Below are 15,013 nucleotides of genomic sequence, written 5' to 3'. Positions count from 1 at the left end.
CCGCCTCGACCTCCGTCGCTCGCCCGACACCTTCACCACCGACCATCGTCGGCCTGTACCTCGTCCTGCACCAGTGCCCACCGGTGACGGCCGCGACAAGCTCCGGCGCCCACCGTCGGTGCAGGACACTACGTTCCAGCTTCCCCCTCAGGCAATGTCACCGCCAGGAATCTCCGTGTTGCTCACCGTGTTGTCACCTTGTTGCAGACTGGATGCAGCCCAAATGCGACCATGGAGCTGCGAGCAGGCCGGTGCGGCCTGACCGTCTGTGAGGACCGTGACGGCGAGGAGTGACCGTGCCAGTGCAAGGCCATGCCGAGGACTACCGCAGTCCCGGGACCGGGGAGAACGCCGCGATCGGGGTCCTGCTGAGCCACGGATTCACCGGCTCGCCGAAGTCGATGCGCCCGTTCGCCGAGCATCTGGCCGCCGACGGGTACGGCGTCGCCGTACCGCGGCTGCCCGGCCACGGCACCAGCTGGCAGGAGATGAACAGGACCGGCTGGCCGGACTGGTACGCCGTCCTGGACAACGAGCTGGAGCGGTTGCGCAAGGAGCACGACCAGGTCTTCCTGGCCGGACTCTCGATGGGCGGCTGCCTGGTCCTGCGGCTGGCCGAGGCGCACGGAGCCGACATTTCCGGTCTGGTCCTGATCAACCCGTCGGTGCGCACCGACGACAAGCGGCTGGTGCTGCTGCCGGTGCTGTCCCGGCTCGTGCCGTCGTTCCCGGGCATCTCGAACGACATCAAGAAGCCGAGCATGGACGAGGGCGCGTACGACCGGATGCCGCTCCGCGCGCTGCGGTCCCTGTCCCAGCTGTGGCAGATAACTCGCGACGATCTGGCCAAGGTCACGCAGCCCGTGCTGATGTTCCGCAGTACTGTCGATCATGTGGTGGAACCGAGCTCGGGGCGGACCGTGCTTGCCTCGATCTCGTCCCGCGATGTGACCGAGACCCTGCTCGAGGACAGCTTTCACGTGGCAACTCTGGACAACGACGCACCGCGCATCTTCGCGGACTCGACAGCCTTCATCCGCCGGGTCGCCGCCGATGCGTGACAACGGCCTCACCGCCACGGCGTACACGTCGCTCGGCGGCATCGACCCACTGGTCGCCGAACCGGTCCTCACCGCGCTCGCCGAGGCCGGCATCGCGGCGTACTGCGAGGCCCAGAGCGAGGCCAAGACTCCCGAAGAGGCGGAGGAGCCGGTCCACATCCCGGCCGGGTACGACGTGATCTTCGTCGACGCGGAGGCGGTGGAGCAGGCCCGTCCGGTGATCGAGCGGAGTACCGAGGACGCCGAGTGGAAGTCGCTGGTCGAGCAGTTCAACGCGCCGTCGGCGCCGGGGCACGACGGTGACGAGAGCCCGGTGCCGCGGTGGCCGGCCAGTGAGGACGTCGACGACAAGTACGAGCCGCTGATCGACGTACCGGCCGGGCTCGTCATCAAGGACACGCCGGACGACGACGAGGAAGAGGAGAGGCCGGCCAAGCGGGAGGACGACCCGCACGACCACTTCGTCCCGCCGGAGCCGCCGCGCGCACCCCGGCTGGACTGGATCAGCCGGATCGCCTGGCTCGGCCTGATCGGCGGCCCGCTGCTGCTGATCCTGGCCGCCGTCCTCGACTTCGGCACCGGCCGGATCACCACGCTCGCGGTGGTCGGATTCATCGGCGGGTTCCTCACCCTGGTGATCCGGATGAAGGATCGGTTGCCACCTGATGACACGCCTGATGACGGGGCGGTCGTCTGAGCTAGCATGCGGATCGTCGGACAATCCGACGAATGCCGAGGGAGGTACCCGTGCAGGTCACCGAGACCGTCGAGATCACCGGCCACCTGATGGATTCCGGGCTGCTGTCCCGGGTCCTGGACGACATCCGCGGGTACGGCGGTGAGTACACGCTGGACAAGTTCGACCTCGGCTACGACAAGGACGACCCGTCCACGGTCCGGATGACGGTCGGCGCCGACGACGAGGAGTCGCTGCAGCGGCTGCTGATGCGGATCCAGACCAAGGGCGCGAACCTGGTCGACCCCGGTACGCCGGAGATCACCGAGGTGTCCCAGGACGGCGTCTTCCCGGACGGCTTCTACTCCACCACCAACCTCCCGACGAGCGTGCGGCTGGAGGGCCACTGGGTCCCGGTGCAGAATCCGGAGATGGACTGCGGCCTGGTCGTCGAGGAGACCGAGGGTGGTCTGCTCGTCCGGACCATCCCGATGTCCGACGTCAAGGCCGGGATGCGGGTCATCACCAGCGCCCAGGGCGTCAAGGTCACTCCGCCGATCGTGGCGAACACCGAGGAGTCGTTCGGCTTCATGGAGTCGGACGTGTCCAGCGAGAAGCCGCAGCGGGTGCTGGTCATGCAGGTCGCCGACGGCATGCGCGAGGCGAAGGCGAACGGTCAGAAGGTGCTCTGGGTCGGCGGCCCCGGCATCGTGCACACCGGCGCCGCGCCCGCGATGGTGGCGCTGGTCGAGGCCGGGTTCGTCGACGTCCTGTTCGCCGGGAACGCGCTGGCCACCCACGACATCGAGTCGTCGCTCTACGGTACGTCGCTCGGTGTCGACCTGGCCCGCGGTCGCGGGGTGGAGCACGGCCACGAGCACCACATCCGCGCGATCAACACGATCCGCAAGGCCGGCTCGATCGCAGCCGCGGTCGAGCAGGGCGTGCTCACCTCGGGCATCATGCACGCGCTGGTGAAGATGGGGAAGAACTTCGTCCTGGTCGGGTCGGTGCGCGACGACGGCCCGCTGCCGGACGTGTACACCGACGTGCTCGAGGGGCAGCGCGCGATGCGGGCCGAACTGCCCGGCGTGGGCTACTGCCTGATGGCGGCGACCATGCTGCACTCGGTTGCCACTGGCAACATCCTGCCGTCGTCGATCCCGCTCACCTGCGTCGACATCAACCCGGCAACGGTGACCAAACTGGCCGACCGCGGCTCCTCCCAGGCCCGCGGCATCGTCACCGACGTCGGCCTGTTCATCGAGCACCTGGCCCGCGAACTGTCCCCGACGTACGCCGACGGCAAATAGACCCCGGACCCCGTAAACTGCCCGGAGTGACCGAGAGCTTCGAGGCGTTCCTGGACCGGCTCGAGCGGGCCAACACGGCCTTCGTCAACGGGGACTCGTCGTTGTGGATGCCGCTGGTGTCGCACAGCGAGCAGACCTCGATCTTCGGTGGTTTCGGCGGTCTCGAGGTCGGCTGGTCGCAGGTCGGACCGCGCTACCAGTGGGCCTCGGCGCAGTTCCGTCCGAGTGGCGCCAAGGTCGAGTTCGAGTACCTCGACAAGCACGTCGGCAGTGACACGGCGTACTCGGTCGCGATCGAGCGCTGCACGGTGATGTACGTCGACCAGCCCGACGAGTTCCCGCATGCGCTGCGGGCGACGATGGTCTTCCGCAAGGAGGACGACGGCTGGAAGATCGTCCATCGGCACGCGGACCCGCTCAGCCCGCGGGGAGCCTGACCGCACAGGCTTGTGCGGCTGATTACAGCCGCCGAGGGCCGAGCGGGTGTTGGATGTCTCCATGACGGAACTCGTGCAGCTGACCGTGGCCGACGGCGTGGCGACCATCACGCTCGACTCGCCGGACAACAAGAACGCACTCTCCCAGCAGTTCACCGGTGAACTGCTGGAGCGGCTGGACAGCGCGGGCGCGGACGACGCGGTCCGGGTGATCGTGATCCAGTCGGCCCTGGACGTGTTCTGCTCGGGAGCCGACCTGTCCGAGGCGACCACGATCGGCATGGGCGTCGGCGCGCAGCGGATGGTCGACGTCCAGCGGGCGATCGTCGCCAACCCGAAGCCGGTGGTCGCGCGGGTCGCGGGTCCGGTGCGGGCCGGCGGGATCGGCATCGTGGCCGCCGCCGACATCAGCGTCGCCGGCGCGGGCACCACCTTCGCGCTCACCGAGGTCAGGCTGGGACTCGCGGCGGCGACGATCTCGCTCACCGTGCTCCCCCGGTTGACCGACCGCGCGGCGGCGTACACGTTCCTCACCGGCAATACCTTCGACGGCGCGGAGGCCGCACGGCTCGGTCTGGTCACCGTCGCGGTTCAGGACACCGACCTCGACACCGCGGTCGACTCCGTCGTGGAGTCGCTGCTGAAGGGCGTGCCCCAGGGCCTGCACGAGACCAAGAAGCTGCTCAACCGAGAGCTCCTCGCCGATATCGATGCCCGCGGCAAGGATCTCGCCGACCTGTCGGCGAGCCTTTTCGGCTCGTCCGCGGCACAGGAAGCGATGCTCGCCTTCCTCAACCGCAAGAAGAGCTGACTCCCGCTAGAGCATCAGTCGGTGCGCTGCGCCGGCCGTGAGGGTGACCGCGGTGCGGCTGTCGCCGTGGCGGATGGTGCGTTGCTGATCGCGGTCCGCGGTGAGGACGGCCTCGGAGCCGTCGGGTGACCACGTGATGTCGACGGTCACGCCGCCGCGGGCGCGCAGGCCGGTGACCTGGCCGGTCGGCCATTCAGTCGGCAGCGCTGGGAGGAGTTCGATCTCGTCGGTGTGGCTCTGGAGAAGCATCTCCGCGATGCCCGCGGTCGCGCCGAAGTTGCCGTCGATCTGGAACGGCGGGTGGGCACACAGCAGGTTCGGGTACACGCCGGCGCCGCTGCCGACGTAGTCCGTCTCGGTGTCGTCGGCAGGCGTCAGGAACGCGCGCACGAAGCGGTGCGCCGCGACCGCGTCGCGCAGCCGGGCTCTGAGGTTGATCTTCCAGGCCAGCGACCAGCCGGTCGCGAGGTCGCCGCGCAGATCGAGCGTACGAGCCGCGGCGGCCGCCAGGGCCGGAGTACGGTCCGGCGTGATCAGGTCGCCAGGGTGTACGCCGATCAGATGCGACGTGTGCCGGTGGTGCGGATCATCCTCGGTCAGGTCGGCGGCCCACTCCTGTAATTGCCCCCGGCTACCGATCGACGGGTCGGGGATCCGCTTCCGCGCGGCGGCGAACCGCTCGACCAACGGGTCGGTCAGCTCGAGGATGTCGGCGGTCATCACGCAGCGGTCGAACAGGTCGGCGATCAGGGCGAGGTCCATCGTGGCCGACACAGTCACCGACGCCGGCTCGCCATCGGGCGCTACGTAGTCGTTCTCGGGCGACGTGGACGGCGACGTACCCAGGCTGCCGTCGGGCAGGTCGATCAGCCAGTCGAGGCAGAATTCCGCCGCGCCCCGAAGCACCGGCCAGGCGCGGCCGAGGAACTCACGGTCACCCGAGAACGCGTAGTGGTCCCACAGATGGCGGACCAGCCAGGTGCCGGCCATCGGCCAGTTGGACCACTTCGGGTTGCCGTCGACCGGGATCGTCCAGCACCACGCGTCGGCGTTGTGGTGCGCGACCCAGCCACCGCAGCCGTACCGCTCCTGCGCCGTACGACGACCGGCCTCGGCGAGGTGCTCGAGGTAGGTCAGCAGCGGTTCGTGGCACTCGGCGAGGTTGGTCGTCTCGGCGGGCCAGTAGTTCATCTCGGTGTTGATGTTGACCGTGTAGTTCGAGCTCCACGGCGGCTGGAGGATGTCGTTCCAGATGCCTTGCAGGTTGGTCGGCAGGCCACCGGGGCGGGAGCTCGCGATCATCAGGTAGCGGCCGTAGTTGAAGATCAGCGCGGCGAGCGCGGGGTCGTCACCGTTCCGCAGCCGTACGTCGGTCGGCAGGTCGACGGTGTCGTTGCCCGGCAGCTCGAGCGACGAGCGGCGGAAGAGTGCCTGGTGGTCCTGCAGGTGCTCCGCGTGGAGATCGTCGTACCCGCGGGTGAGGGCTGTACGTACGATCTCGTCGGCCTGGGTGAAACAGTCCTCGGCCGATCGGGTCGGCGGCGTCGACGGGCCGTCGTACCCGGTGGCCGTCGACAGGACGAGGGTGACGTCGGTGGCGTTCGCGATCGTCAGGCCCGTGTCGTCGGCGCGGATCTCACCGTCGGTCGTCGCCCGGAGCGAGATGGCCGCCGCCATACCGCGGTCCGGGCCGTCGGAGTAGTGGATAGGGTCAGGTACGTCGCGGTGGGGCGGGGCGACGTTCGCCGGTGCCTGGAGGAGCAGGCCGATGCCGTCGTCGGTCCGATGAGCGCGCGATCGCAGCTGCGAGGTGAGGCGGGCGGTGAGTCCGATCGGTTGCGATGCGGTGAGTCGGAGTACGAGCGCACCGGCCGGCTTGCTCACGAACACCTGCTGCCGGACCGCGAGACCTCCGACCTCATACTCCGCCGTGGCGGTCGCCGTATCGAGGTCGAGCTTTCTGCGGTACTGCGTGACGTCCCCGGCGGTCGTGTACTCGAGCAGCAGGTCGCCGAGGGGCAGGTAGGCCTGCGAGTGGCCGGCCTGAAAGCCGTTCGCCAACCCCTCGGCGCGACGGACGTCGCCGGCCGCGAGTGCGTCCCGGACCGCCTGCACCGCTTGAGCTCCGGTGTCGCCAAGCGGTGTCGACAGCATCCGCTGGGTCTCGGGGCTCCCCGACCAGAGCGTCTCGTCGTTGAGGCCGATCCGGTCCGTGCTCACACCGCCGAAGCACATGACCCCGATCCGGCCGTTGCCGAGCGGGAGTGCCTCGAGCCAGGTGCCTGCCGGGCGGTCGTAGTACAAGGAACTCACCGAGGTACGCATGAGCAGAGATCCTATGTCTAACGACCGTTGTGTCGGCTACTCCGTCGACGTTCTGGACAGTTGCTTGCCGACGACGAAGCCGTTCTCGACGGGGGCCGACTGGCGCCGCGGCCGAAGCACGCGTGGCATCAGCCTTGGCGCGAACAGGGCTTGTGGCTCGTCGATCAGGTTGAGCACGCGCAGGAACGCGGCACTCACCTCGGCGTCGACGGGGACCGCCGCCAGGACACGGTCGAGGTACTTGTTGACGAGCTTGTCCATCCGGGTCTGGGTCGCGCCGACGGTCGTCGGGTACCGCAGATCCGAACCGGTGGACAGCATCCACGGCCCCTTGACCCGAGTGGCGATCGCACCCTGCGCACCCTCGAGCGCACGAGGCAGGTCCGCCGACGAGCGGCAGCCGGCCAGGATCCCAGTCAGCAACTCCGCCTCCTTCGCCCCGACCGTCATCCCCTGCCCGTACGCCGGGTTGAAGGCGCACAGACTGTCGCCGATCACGAGCAGGCGCCCAGGCATCGCCAGCTTCTCGTAGTGGCGCCAGCGATTCGCCGTACGGCGGTAACCCCAGATCGGCGAGGCCGGCTCGGCGACCTCGATGACGTCGGACAGCAGCGGACTGCGCAGGCTGGCCGCGAAGTCGCGGAACCCCTGCTCGTCGGTCGGCGGGTAGTCCCCACCGCCACCGATCAGGGTCAGCACCCAGCGGTTCCCCTCGATCGGGAACATGATCCCGCCACGCGAGTGGACCGGCGGAGCGGGCTGGAGGTAGACCGCACCCCAGCGAGCGCTGAACCCGGCGGGAATCTCGAACATCCTGGTCGCGTAGCCGAGGAACGAGTCGATGGTGCTCTCCTCCGGAGCCGCGAAGCCGGCGTCCGCCAGCCACTCGGGAAGCTTCGAGCCACGGCCGCTCGCATCAACGACCAGATCGGCAGGCAGCTCCGCCGTGGCCCCCGACCGGCGATCGCGCAGCCTCAGCCCGGCCACCTCGCCCGTCGACCCGACCTTCAGGTCCGTGACCTCGTGCTCGGTGAAGAAGCGGAGGTTGGACAGCTTCTCGACGTGGCTGCGTACAGTCCACTCGAGCAGTGCACGGGTGGACGAAACGATCCGCTGGCTCGCCGGGAACGCCTGGCTCCATCGCCCCGAAGGGGTCAGCCAGGCCATCTCCGTCGGCAGGCCCAGCGGCACCGCACCCGCGGTGATCAAGTCGCTCCCGACGCCGGGCAGCAGGCGCTCGACGACCTCCATCCCACCGGCCCAGAAGGCGTGCAGATGGCGCGTCTGTGGCACCCCCTTGCGAACCTCCGGGCCGTCAGGCAGCCGGTCGCGCTCGATGATGGTGACCTGGTCGAATCGGTCGCTCAGCACCCGTGCGGTCAGGATGCCGGCCATGCTGCCGCCGATGACCACGGCATGACCCAGTCGGTCGTCGTTCATGGTGAAACTCCCCCTTGGATGGAACGGGGGCGGCCACCCCTAGCCGCCACCCGTCGGATCACGGTCGCAGCCCGCGCGCCCGGGAGTCATGAAGAAGATCTGCAGAGATCCCGAGATCGACTGCGGTCCACGCCGCGGCCGGATCGTGGCAGACTCGATCGGAGGGGCCTGACCATGTATCGCTTCCGCGACTGCGAAGTGGATCCCCGTGGTTTCGTGATCCGGCGGGGCGGCGATCAGGTGCGCGTCGAGCGCCAGGTATTCGGGGTCCTGGTCCACCTGATCGAGCACCGGGACCGCGTCGTACCCAAGCTCGAGCTTCTCGACGCGGTCTGGGGGAACCGGTTCGTCAGTGAGTCCGCGCTGACCAGCCGGCTGAAGGACGCTCGCCGCGCGGTCGGCGACGACGGGCACCGGCAGGAAGTGATCGCCACGGTGCACGGGGTCGGGTACCGCTTCGTCGCCCCAGTCGAGGTGATGGGCGATCCGGGCCTGCCGCCGGCTCCGGCGGCGCGGATGGTCCAGGAGATCCACTACTGCGACTCCCCCGACGGCGTACGGCTCGCGTTCGCGGTCTGTGGCGAGGGCCCGCCTCTGGTGAAGGCCGCGAACTGGCTCACGCACCTGGACCACGAATGGAGCAGCGTCATCTGGCGGCACTGGATCCAGTGGCTCGCGGGTGCCCACTACCTGGTCCGGTACGACGAACGCGGCTGCGGGCTGTCGGACTGGAACGTGTCCGAGTTCGGTCTCGACGCGTGGGTCGAGGATCTGGAACTGGTGGCCGACTCAGCAGGCGTGGACCGGTTTCCCTTGCTCGGCGTCTCGCAGGGCGGCGCGGTGGCGATCGAGTACGCCGTACGGCACCCCGACCGAGTCAGCCGGCTCGTTCTGGTCGGCGCCTACTCGCGCGGAAGGCTTGCCCGTGCGACGTCCGATGAGGAGCGGCAGGAGGCATCCCTCGACCTGGCGCTGGGACGGGTGAGCTGGCGCCGGGACGACGCCGCGTTCCGGCAGGTGTTCGCCAGCCAGTTCCTGCCCGACGCGCCGAGGAAGACGTGGGACGCGTTCAACGAACTGCAGCGGGCCACCACGTCGGTCGAGAACGTCGTACGGTTCCTGGACGCGTTCGCGCACATTGATGTCTCGGCCGTCGCGCCGAGTGTTCGCTGCCCGACCCTGATCGTGCATGCCCGGCGCGACATCCGGGTGCCCGAGTCGCAGGCGCACGAGCTGGCCAAGCTCATCCCGGGGAGCCGGCTGGTGTTCCTGGACAGCGGCAACCACATCATCACCGAGCAGGAAGCCGCCTGGCCGGTCCTGGTCAGCGAGGTCAACCGGTTCCTGGCGAACTGAGCTCGATCAGCATCGGGAGATGGTCCGAGGCGGCGGGGAGGTCGGGGCGCGCCACGGCGGGGACGGGGACGATCCGGGCGCTGAGGGTGGGAGTGGCGTGAGCGCCGTCGATGCGCTTGTGCGGGTTGGAGGAGCTGTACGTCGGGCCGGCATCGGCGCCGAGGTCGGTGAGGCCTTCGGCGGCGAGGCGCTTCCAGACCTGGCCGTCGGGTTCTTCGTTCAGGTCGCCGGCGAGGAGGTACGGCAGGTTGAACGAGCGGCAGCCGCGGAGGACCTGTTCGAGTTCGTGCCGGCGGCCGCGGATGTGCAGGCCGAGGTGGCAGACGATCAGAGCCAGGTCGGTGGAGCCCAGGGTGACGCGGCCGCCGACGGCACCACCGGGGAGTTGGGTGGCGATCAGGTTGAGCCGGCGCCGTACGAACGGGCGCCAGATCCGCCAGTGCAGCGGCTCCGCCAGATCGGTGCCATCGGCAACCAGGATCGCGTTCCGGGCCGACGCGGCGACGTACCGCATGCCGAAGCTCGCCGCCATCGCGCGCCGCTTCCGCCGGGTCCCCCACCAGGTCGGCGCTTCCTGCACCAGCATCACGTCCGGCGCACACGCCTTCACCACCCGCGCGAGCGCAGCCCGATCGTCACCCCACCGATGCACGTTGTACGACAGCACCCGCAGCAGAGGCGGGCCTTCGCTCATGCTTCAGGGTCGCCGTTCAGGTCGGCGTGCTGGAGGTCGGGGTCGGCGCGCATGCCGGTACGCCGGGCGGCCGACTTGCGTGCTGCTCGTTCCAGCCGCGTGGAGCGACTCCGGGCGGCCGCGGTCTTCGCGGTCACGGCGGTCGTCTTCACACGGACCCGGCGCAACCAGGTCGCCTCTTCCCGCGCGAGATCGGCAGCACCGACCAGGCCGGCCTCCGGGCCGAGGACAGCGCGCACGATCCGCGCCTCCGGCCGGAACCCGCGACCGGTCAGCGTCCGCTTGAACGCCTCGCGAGCCGGCGCCAGCAGCAGCTCCCCGGCGTCGGACACACCGCCACCGATCACGAACGTGCCCGGGTCCAGCGCGGCGGCCAGGTTGGCGAGCCCGATCCCGAGCCAACGGCCGACGTCCTCGAGCAACTCGACCGCGACCGGGTCGCCGTCCTTGGCCAGCTCGGTCACCATCGGACCGTTGATCTTGCGCGGATCGCCGCCGGCCGCGCGCAGCAGGTTGTGGGCGACCGGCGAACCCGACAGCGCCAGCTCCCGCGCTTCCCGGGTCAGCGCGTTGCCGGACGCGTACTGCTCCCAGCAGCCGCGGTTGCCGCACTCGCACCGGTGCCCGCCCGGCACGACCTGCATGTGCCCGAACTCACCCGCGATGCCGAACTTCCCGCGCTGCAGCGCACCGTCGTTCAGGATCGCGCCGCCGATGCCGGTGCCGAGCGTGACGCAGACCAGGTGGCTCTCACCCTGACCGCCGCCGAAGCGCCACTCCGACCAGGCCGCCGCGTTCGCGTCGTTCTCGACCACGACCGGCAGCCCGAGCCTGCGCTCGACCGCGTCCCGCAGCGGCTCGTGCCGCCAGGCCAGGTGCGGTGCGAACAGCACCGACGACCGTGTCCCGTCGACGAACCCGGCCGCGCCGATGCCGACCGCGATCACGTCGTGCCGGGACTCCAGGTCGCGGACGATCTCCGCGATCGCGTCCTCGGTCTCCTTCGGGTCCGTCGTCGGCGTGTCCCGCCGCACCCGGTCCAGGATGTTGGCCTCCGGGTCGACCACCCCGGCGGCGACCTTGGTCCCGCCGATGTCGATCCCGATCGTCAAAGCCTGCGTCAGAGCCACTGCACGACCCTCCTCGCCGTACCCCCAGCCCCCGCCGGACTACCTCCAGTATCCCGCGCGGCCAGGATCACCGGGTTTTCTCCGCGGGTGGGGCCGGACGACGGGCCAGGTCGGCGGCACCGATCAGGCCGGCGTCGTTGCCCAGTTCGGCGAGCCCGAACGACGGGTGCGGGCGGTTGGCCCTGGCCGGCAGGTTCCGCTCGAAGGCGACCTGGGCGGACTTAATCAACAGGTCCTTCGCCGCGCTCACGCCGCCGCCGATCACGATCGTGGTCGGGTCGAACATGGTCGCGAGGCTCGCCAGGCCCTCCCCCAGCCACCGACCGAGATCCTCGAGCAGTTCGACCGCACACGGGTCGCCGGCCGCGGCCGCCTCGGTGATCATCGGCCCGGTCAGTCCGGCCGGGTCGGAGATCCCGCACTCGGTCAGCATCTGCATCGCCGCCAGCGAACCGGCCTCCGCCTGCGCCCGCCCCTCACGGACGAGCGCACGCCCCGACGCGTACTGCTCCAAGCACCCCCGAGCTCCACACCCGCATCGATGCCCACCCGGTACGACGCGCATGTGGCCGAGCTCGGCCGCCACCCCATAGGCACCGCGCAGCAACTCGCCGCCGATGACGACCCCGCCGCCGATCCCGGTGCCGATGGTGAGACAGAGCATGTGCTCAACGTCCTTCGCGGCGCCGAAGGCGAACTCACCCCAGGCCGCCGCGTTCGCGTCGTTCTCGACCACGACCGGGATCTTCAGCTGCTCCGCGACCCGGGTACCGAGCGGCTCGTCCCGCCAGGCGAGGTTCGGCGCGAACAGCACCGTCGACCGGTCGGAGGACACGAACCCGGCGGCGCCGATCCCGACCGCCTCCACCTCGTGCGCGGCGATCAGCTCGGCGGCCGCGTCGCAGATCGCCGCAGCGGTGTCGTCGACCGAGTCCGCCGGGGTGTCGCGATTCGCGCGGGCACCGATCGTGCCGTCCGCGTCGACGACGCCTGCCGCGATCTTCGTTCCGCCGACATCGATGCCGATGGTCAGTCCCATGGTTCGGGGTCCTCACTCACGTCGATCCGGTCCACTGTCGGCCGGCTCGGTTCGTCCTCCTGCTTGGTGGCGGAGCGCGACGCTGCGTCCTCCTGGGTCTGCCGGGCTGCCGCGGTGGCTGCCTCCAGCAACGATCGCACCGAGCCGAGCACGTGCGCGGCCGCGGCCGAGAGCTGCTCGATCGTCTCCGGGCTGGTGTTCCGCACCTTGTGGATCAGTTGGCACACCGGGCACCAGACGCAGTCAGGCCCAAGCTTGTGCTGGTGCTCTTCGTCCGCGGCCGGTGTCTGTTCGGAATGCTTCGTCTCGTCCACATCGGCCGCATGCTGCAGTACTGCGAACAGCTTGGCCGCCTCCTCGGCGAGGCTACCGATCGGCTCCTTACTCAACGGCCCTCCCGATCGCTGCCTCGCGCGCACGCTGCTGGGTCAACTGCTCGTGGTACTCCGCTGTCAGGCCCTGCGCCAGCTCCTGCGCGGACTCCAGCGGTCCGCTCCCACTCGGCACTTCGCCGGACGGCACCGGACGCGCCGACTCGCGCGGCGCGAACCGCACCTGCAGCCGTCCCTCGTCCAGTCGCGCACCCGCGACCACTCCACGCGCGAGCGCGGCCGGAAGCGGCAGCACCCGGCGGTACGACCCGACCGTGATGATCAGCTCATCGCCGTGCCGGGCCAGCTCCAGCTCGTCCGCGGAGGCCAGCGGCAACGGCATGGTCAGCGTGTAGGTGCGGCCGTCGGTGTCGATGTGCCGGTCCACCCACAGCGACGTCTCGTCCGTGGCCCGGGCGAACGGGTCGTCCCCGCCGTACATCTCGACCGCGAAGGCGGCCAGCTCCTCGACACCCACCGGCTCACAGACCCGGTACGGCGACTCCCAGATCGGCAACGGCCGGAACGAGTCGGCGACCTCCTCGAGGATCCCGCGCTGCGCCGCGACCCACTGACGCCGCCAGGTGTCCGCGCCCGCGGCCGGGAACACGCGGTTCGCCACCACGCCGTCGACGCGGTAGCCGTACAGCGAGAGGCGGGTCAGCGAACGCCGCGCCTCGGCGACGACCACGGCCTCCGGCGTGAGCACGAGCCGCACCGACGCGTCCGGGCCGGCCAGCAGCGTGCGGATGTCCGACAGGTCGCTCTGCAACCGCCGCAGTGCGTCGAAGACCGTGTCGTCCGGCACCGGGATGCCCGACGGACGACTCAGGAACGGCCGGAAGGTTCTCATCACCTTGCGCTCGGCGTTGAAGATGCGACCCATGTACCAGTTGAGGGCCTCGGGCAACGCGAGCAGCCGGAGCGTCTCGGCGGTCGGCGCGCAGTCGACCACGATCACGTCCCAGCGCCCGGACCGGAAGTGGTCGCGCACCTCGAGCAGCGCGAGCACCTCCTCCGCGCCGGGCAGCACGGTCAGCTCCTCGGCCTCCATCGGGTCGACCCCGACCATGTTCAGCACCGAGCGCAGGTACGCCTGGATGTCGCCCCAGGACCGCTCGAACCGGCGCTGTGCGTCGATCTGCTGGACGAACAGCAGGTCGTCGACCTCGGTCGGCTCACCACCGACCTCGCAGTCGAACGCATCCGACAGCGAGTGCGCGGCATCGGTCGACAGCACCAGCGTGCGCAGCCCGCGCAGCGCGGCGAGCGTGGCCGTTCCCGCGGCGGAGGTCGTCTTGCCTACGCCGCCCTTACCCGTGTACAGCAGGACCCGAGTCACGGACTTACGACTCGACGCGCTTCTTGAGGCCCTTCAGGGCGGTGTCGATGATGACCTTCTCGGCCTTGCGCTTCAGCATGCCGATCATCGGGATCGCCACGTCGACGGCGAGCCGGTACGTCACCTCGGTCCCCTCCTGCCCGTCCGGACCCAGGTCGCGCAACACATAGGCGCCGTCCATCCCCTTCACCATCTTGGCCTGCACCAGCGTCCAGGTCACCTCGTTGCGGGACCACGTGTAGGCCAGCGTGTACTCGTCCGAGATCGCCCCGGCGTCGACCCGGAAGCGTACCTGCTTCGGCCGGCCGGCCTCGTCGGTGGACAGCACCTCGGTCTCCCGCATCGAGTCGGCCCATTCCGGGTACGCCGCGAAGTCCGCGATCACCGCCATGATCTGCTTCGGGGTCGCGTTCACCACGATGGTCGAGGTGGTCTGTTCCGCCATTGATACACCTCTTAACTGCCAGGGCTGGTGGTGCGGGAACCGGTGGGACGAGTGGTACGAGGACGGCCGGGTGCGGTGTCCTCACCGGAGACTATCGCGGGATCGGATCCGGGACGGTGCTCGCCCGCCGCGCGGCCTGCCTCGGCTTCGTCCTTGAACCGCCACATCCGCTCCCGGTACGCCGCGACGTACCGCTCCCGCAACCTGTCCAGGGCCCGGCCGCGGACCGGCCGGCGCGGATCGACACGCAGGTACCAATGCACCACGACCCCGTCGCGGACCGGTTCCAGCCACCACTCCGCCGTACCGACGGCCGCGCCGGTCACCGACCAGCGCACGCCCTCCAGGCCGCGCCGCTCCGAGGGGGTCAGGGTCAGCTCCGGCCACCACTCGCGCCAGAGGGTGTCCGAACCGAGTCGCTCGGCGACGTAGGCTGGATCAGCAACGACCAGGTCGTCGCAACTGAGGTCGAGCGTGGGCATTGCTGCGGGCACCTGTTCCTTGGGTCACATGAACCTGGCTACTTATGGGTAGGTGACTGTAGCGTGCGCCGGAAGTCGACAATTCGTGACC

The 15,013-nt window shown here is 69.8% G+C and carries 15 protein-coding genes; 6 read left to right on the top strand and 9 right to left on the bottom strand.

Translation table 11 applies throughout. The features are described from left to right. The first annotated feature begins 296 nt into the window (after positions 1 to 296). The 5 genes from ACGFH6_RS14475 (at position 297) to ACGFH6_RS14455 (ending at position 4,298) form a co-directional block, all read left to right on the top strand. Positions 297 to 1,061, top strand: coding sequence for an alpha/beta hydrolase (locus tag ACGFH6_RS14475; protein WP_393383748.1), 765 nt, complete (start codon positions 297 to 299; stop codon positions 1,059 to 1,061). Next, on the top strand, positions 1,054 to 1,758 hold the full coding sequence (locus ACGFH6_RS14470) for a hypothetical protein (protein WP_393383747.1): 705 nt from the start codon (positions 1,054 to 1,056) through the stop codon (positions 1,756 to 1,758). The genes ACGFH6_RS14475 and ACGFH6_RS14470 overlap by 8 nt, the downstream gene beginning before the upstream one ends. A gap of 32 nt (positions 1,759 to 1,790) precedes the next feature. Next, positions 1,791 to 3,050: a TIGR00300 family protein gene (locus ACGFH6_RS14465; RefSeq protein WP_393383745.1), complete on the top strand. Its 1,260-nt coding sequence runs from the start codon at positions 1,791 to 1,793 to the stop codon at positions 3,048 to 3,050. 26 nt (positions 3,051 to 3,076) lie between these two features. Beyond that, on the top strand, positions 3,077 to 3,487 hold the full coding sequence (locus ACGFH6_RS14460; protein ID WP_393383743.1) for a YybH family protein: 411 nt from the start codon (positions 3,077 to 3,079) through the stop codon (positions 3,485 to 3,487). A 61-nt stretch (positions 3,488 to 3,548) separates the two neighbouring features. After that, a complete protein-coding gene (locus ACGFH6_RS14455) occupies positions 3,549 to 4,298 on the top strand; it encodes an enoyl-CoA hydratase-related protein (protein ID WP_393383741.1) in 750 nt (249 codons plus the stop codon). 6 nt (positions 4,299 to 4,304) lie between these two features. On the opposite strand, the gene ACGFH6_RS14450 is transcribed toward ACGFH6_RS14455, so the two are convergent. Both ACGFH6_RS14450 and ACGFH6_RS14445 read right to left on the bottom strand, forming a co-directional pair. Further along, positions 4,305 to 6,623: a glycoside hydrolase N-terminal domain-containing protein gene (locus tag ACGFH6_RS14450; protein ID WP_393383740.1), complete on the bottom strand. Its 2,319-nt coding sequence runs from the start codon at positions 6,621 to 6,623 to the stop codon at positions 4,305 to 4,307. 36 nt (positions 6,624 to 6,659) lie between these two features. Continuing rightward, complete coding sequence (locus ACGFH6_RS14445; protein ID WP_393383738.1) at positions 6,660 to 8,063, bottom strand: FAD-dependent oxidoreductase; 1,404 nt, start codon at positions 8,061 to 8,063, stop codon at positions 6,660 to 6,662. A gap of 174 nt (positions 8,064 to 8,237) precedes the next feature. On the opposite strand from ACGFH6_RS14445, the gene ACGFH6_RS14440 reads away from it, so the two are divergent. Continuing rightward, positions 8,238 to 9,419 (top strand): alpha/beta fold hydrolase, encoded by a 1,182-nt coding sequence (locus ACGFH6_RS14440; RefSeq protein ID WP_393383736.1) that lies wholly within the window; start codon positions 8,238 to 8,240, stop codon positions 9,417 to 9,419. Here ACGFH6_RS14440 and ACGFH6_RS14435 read toward each other — a convergent pair. The 7 genes from ACGFH6_RS14435 to ACGFH6_RS14405 all read right to left on the bottom strand — a co-directional run bounded on the left by ACGFH6_RS14435 (position 9,397) and on the right by ACGFH6_RS14405 (position 14,922). Then, positions 9,397 to 10,113: an endonuclease/exonuclease/phosphatase family protein gene (locus tag ACGFH6_RS14435; protein ID WP_393383734.1), complete on the bottom strand. Its 717-nt coding sequence runs from the start codon at positions 10,111 to 10,113 to the stop codon at positions 9,397 to 9,399. The two genes, ACGFH6_RS14440 and ACGFH6_RS14435, sit on opposite strands and share 23 nt — an antisense overlap. Beyond that, positions 10,110 to 11,243 (bottom strand): ROK family glucokinase, encoded by a 1,134-nt coding sequence (locus ACGFH6_RS14430; protein ID WP_131514650.1) that lies wholly within the window; start codon positions 11,241 to 11,243, stop codon positions 10,110 to 10,112. Before ACGFH6_RS14430 ends, ACGFH6_RS14435 begins: the two co-directional genes overlap by 4 nt. A gap of 67 nt (positions 11,244 to 11,310) precedes the next feature. Further along, the gene (locus ACGFH6_RS14425; protein ID WP_393383733.1) at positions 11,311 to 12,282 is read right to left on the bottom strand and encodes an ROK family glucokinase; all 972 of its coding nucleotides are present in this window, start codon (positions 12,280 to 12,282) and stop codon (positions 11,311 to 11,313) included. Then, entirely contained in the window at positions 12,273 to 12,671 is a 399-nt protein-coding gene (locus ACGFH6_RS14420) for a hypothetical protein (RefSeq protein ID WP_393383731.1), read from the bottom strand. Before ACGFH6_RS14420 ends, ACGFH6_RS14425 begins: the two co-directional genes overlap by 10 nt. Then, complete coding sequence (locus ACGFH6_RS14415; RefSeq protein ID WP_393383729.1) at positions 12,664 to 13,995, bottom strand: ArsA family ATPase; 1,332 nt, start codon at positions 13,993 to 13,995, stop codon at positions 12,664 to 12,666. Before ACGFH6_RS14415 ends, ACGFH6_RS14420 begins: the two co-directional genes overlap by 8 nt. A 4-nt stretch (positions 13,996 to 13,999) precedes the next feature. Further along, positions 14,000 to 14,440 carry an SRPBCC family protein gene (locus ACGFH6_RS14410; RefSeq protein WP_131514654.1) on the bottom strand — a complete coding sequence of 147 codons (441 nt, stop codon included), beginning with the start codon at positions 14,438 to 14,440 and terminating at the stop codon, positions 14,000 to 14,002. Between the two features lie 11 nt (positions 14,441 to 14,451). Next, positions 14,452 to 14,922, bottom strand: a complete 471-nt coding sequence (locus ACGFH6_RS14405; protein WP_393383727.1) for a hypothetical protein — start codon at positions 14,920 to 14,922, stop codon at positions 14,452 to 14,454. Between the last annotated feature and the right edge of the window lie 91 nt (positions 14,923 to 15,013).

The organism is Kribbella sp. NPDC049227 (genome assembly GCF_043197265.1).
GTDB lineage: Bacteria > Actinomycetota > Actinomycetes > Propionibacteriales > Kribbellaceae > Kribbella.
Note: the sequence above shows the minus strand (reverse complement) of the source record. Positions and strands in the feature narration are given on the sequence as shown.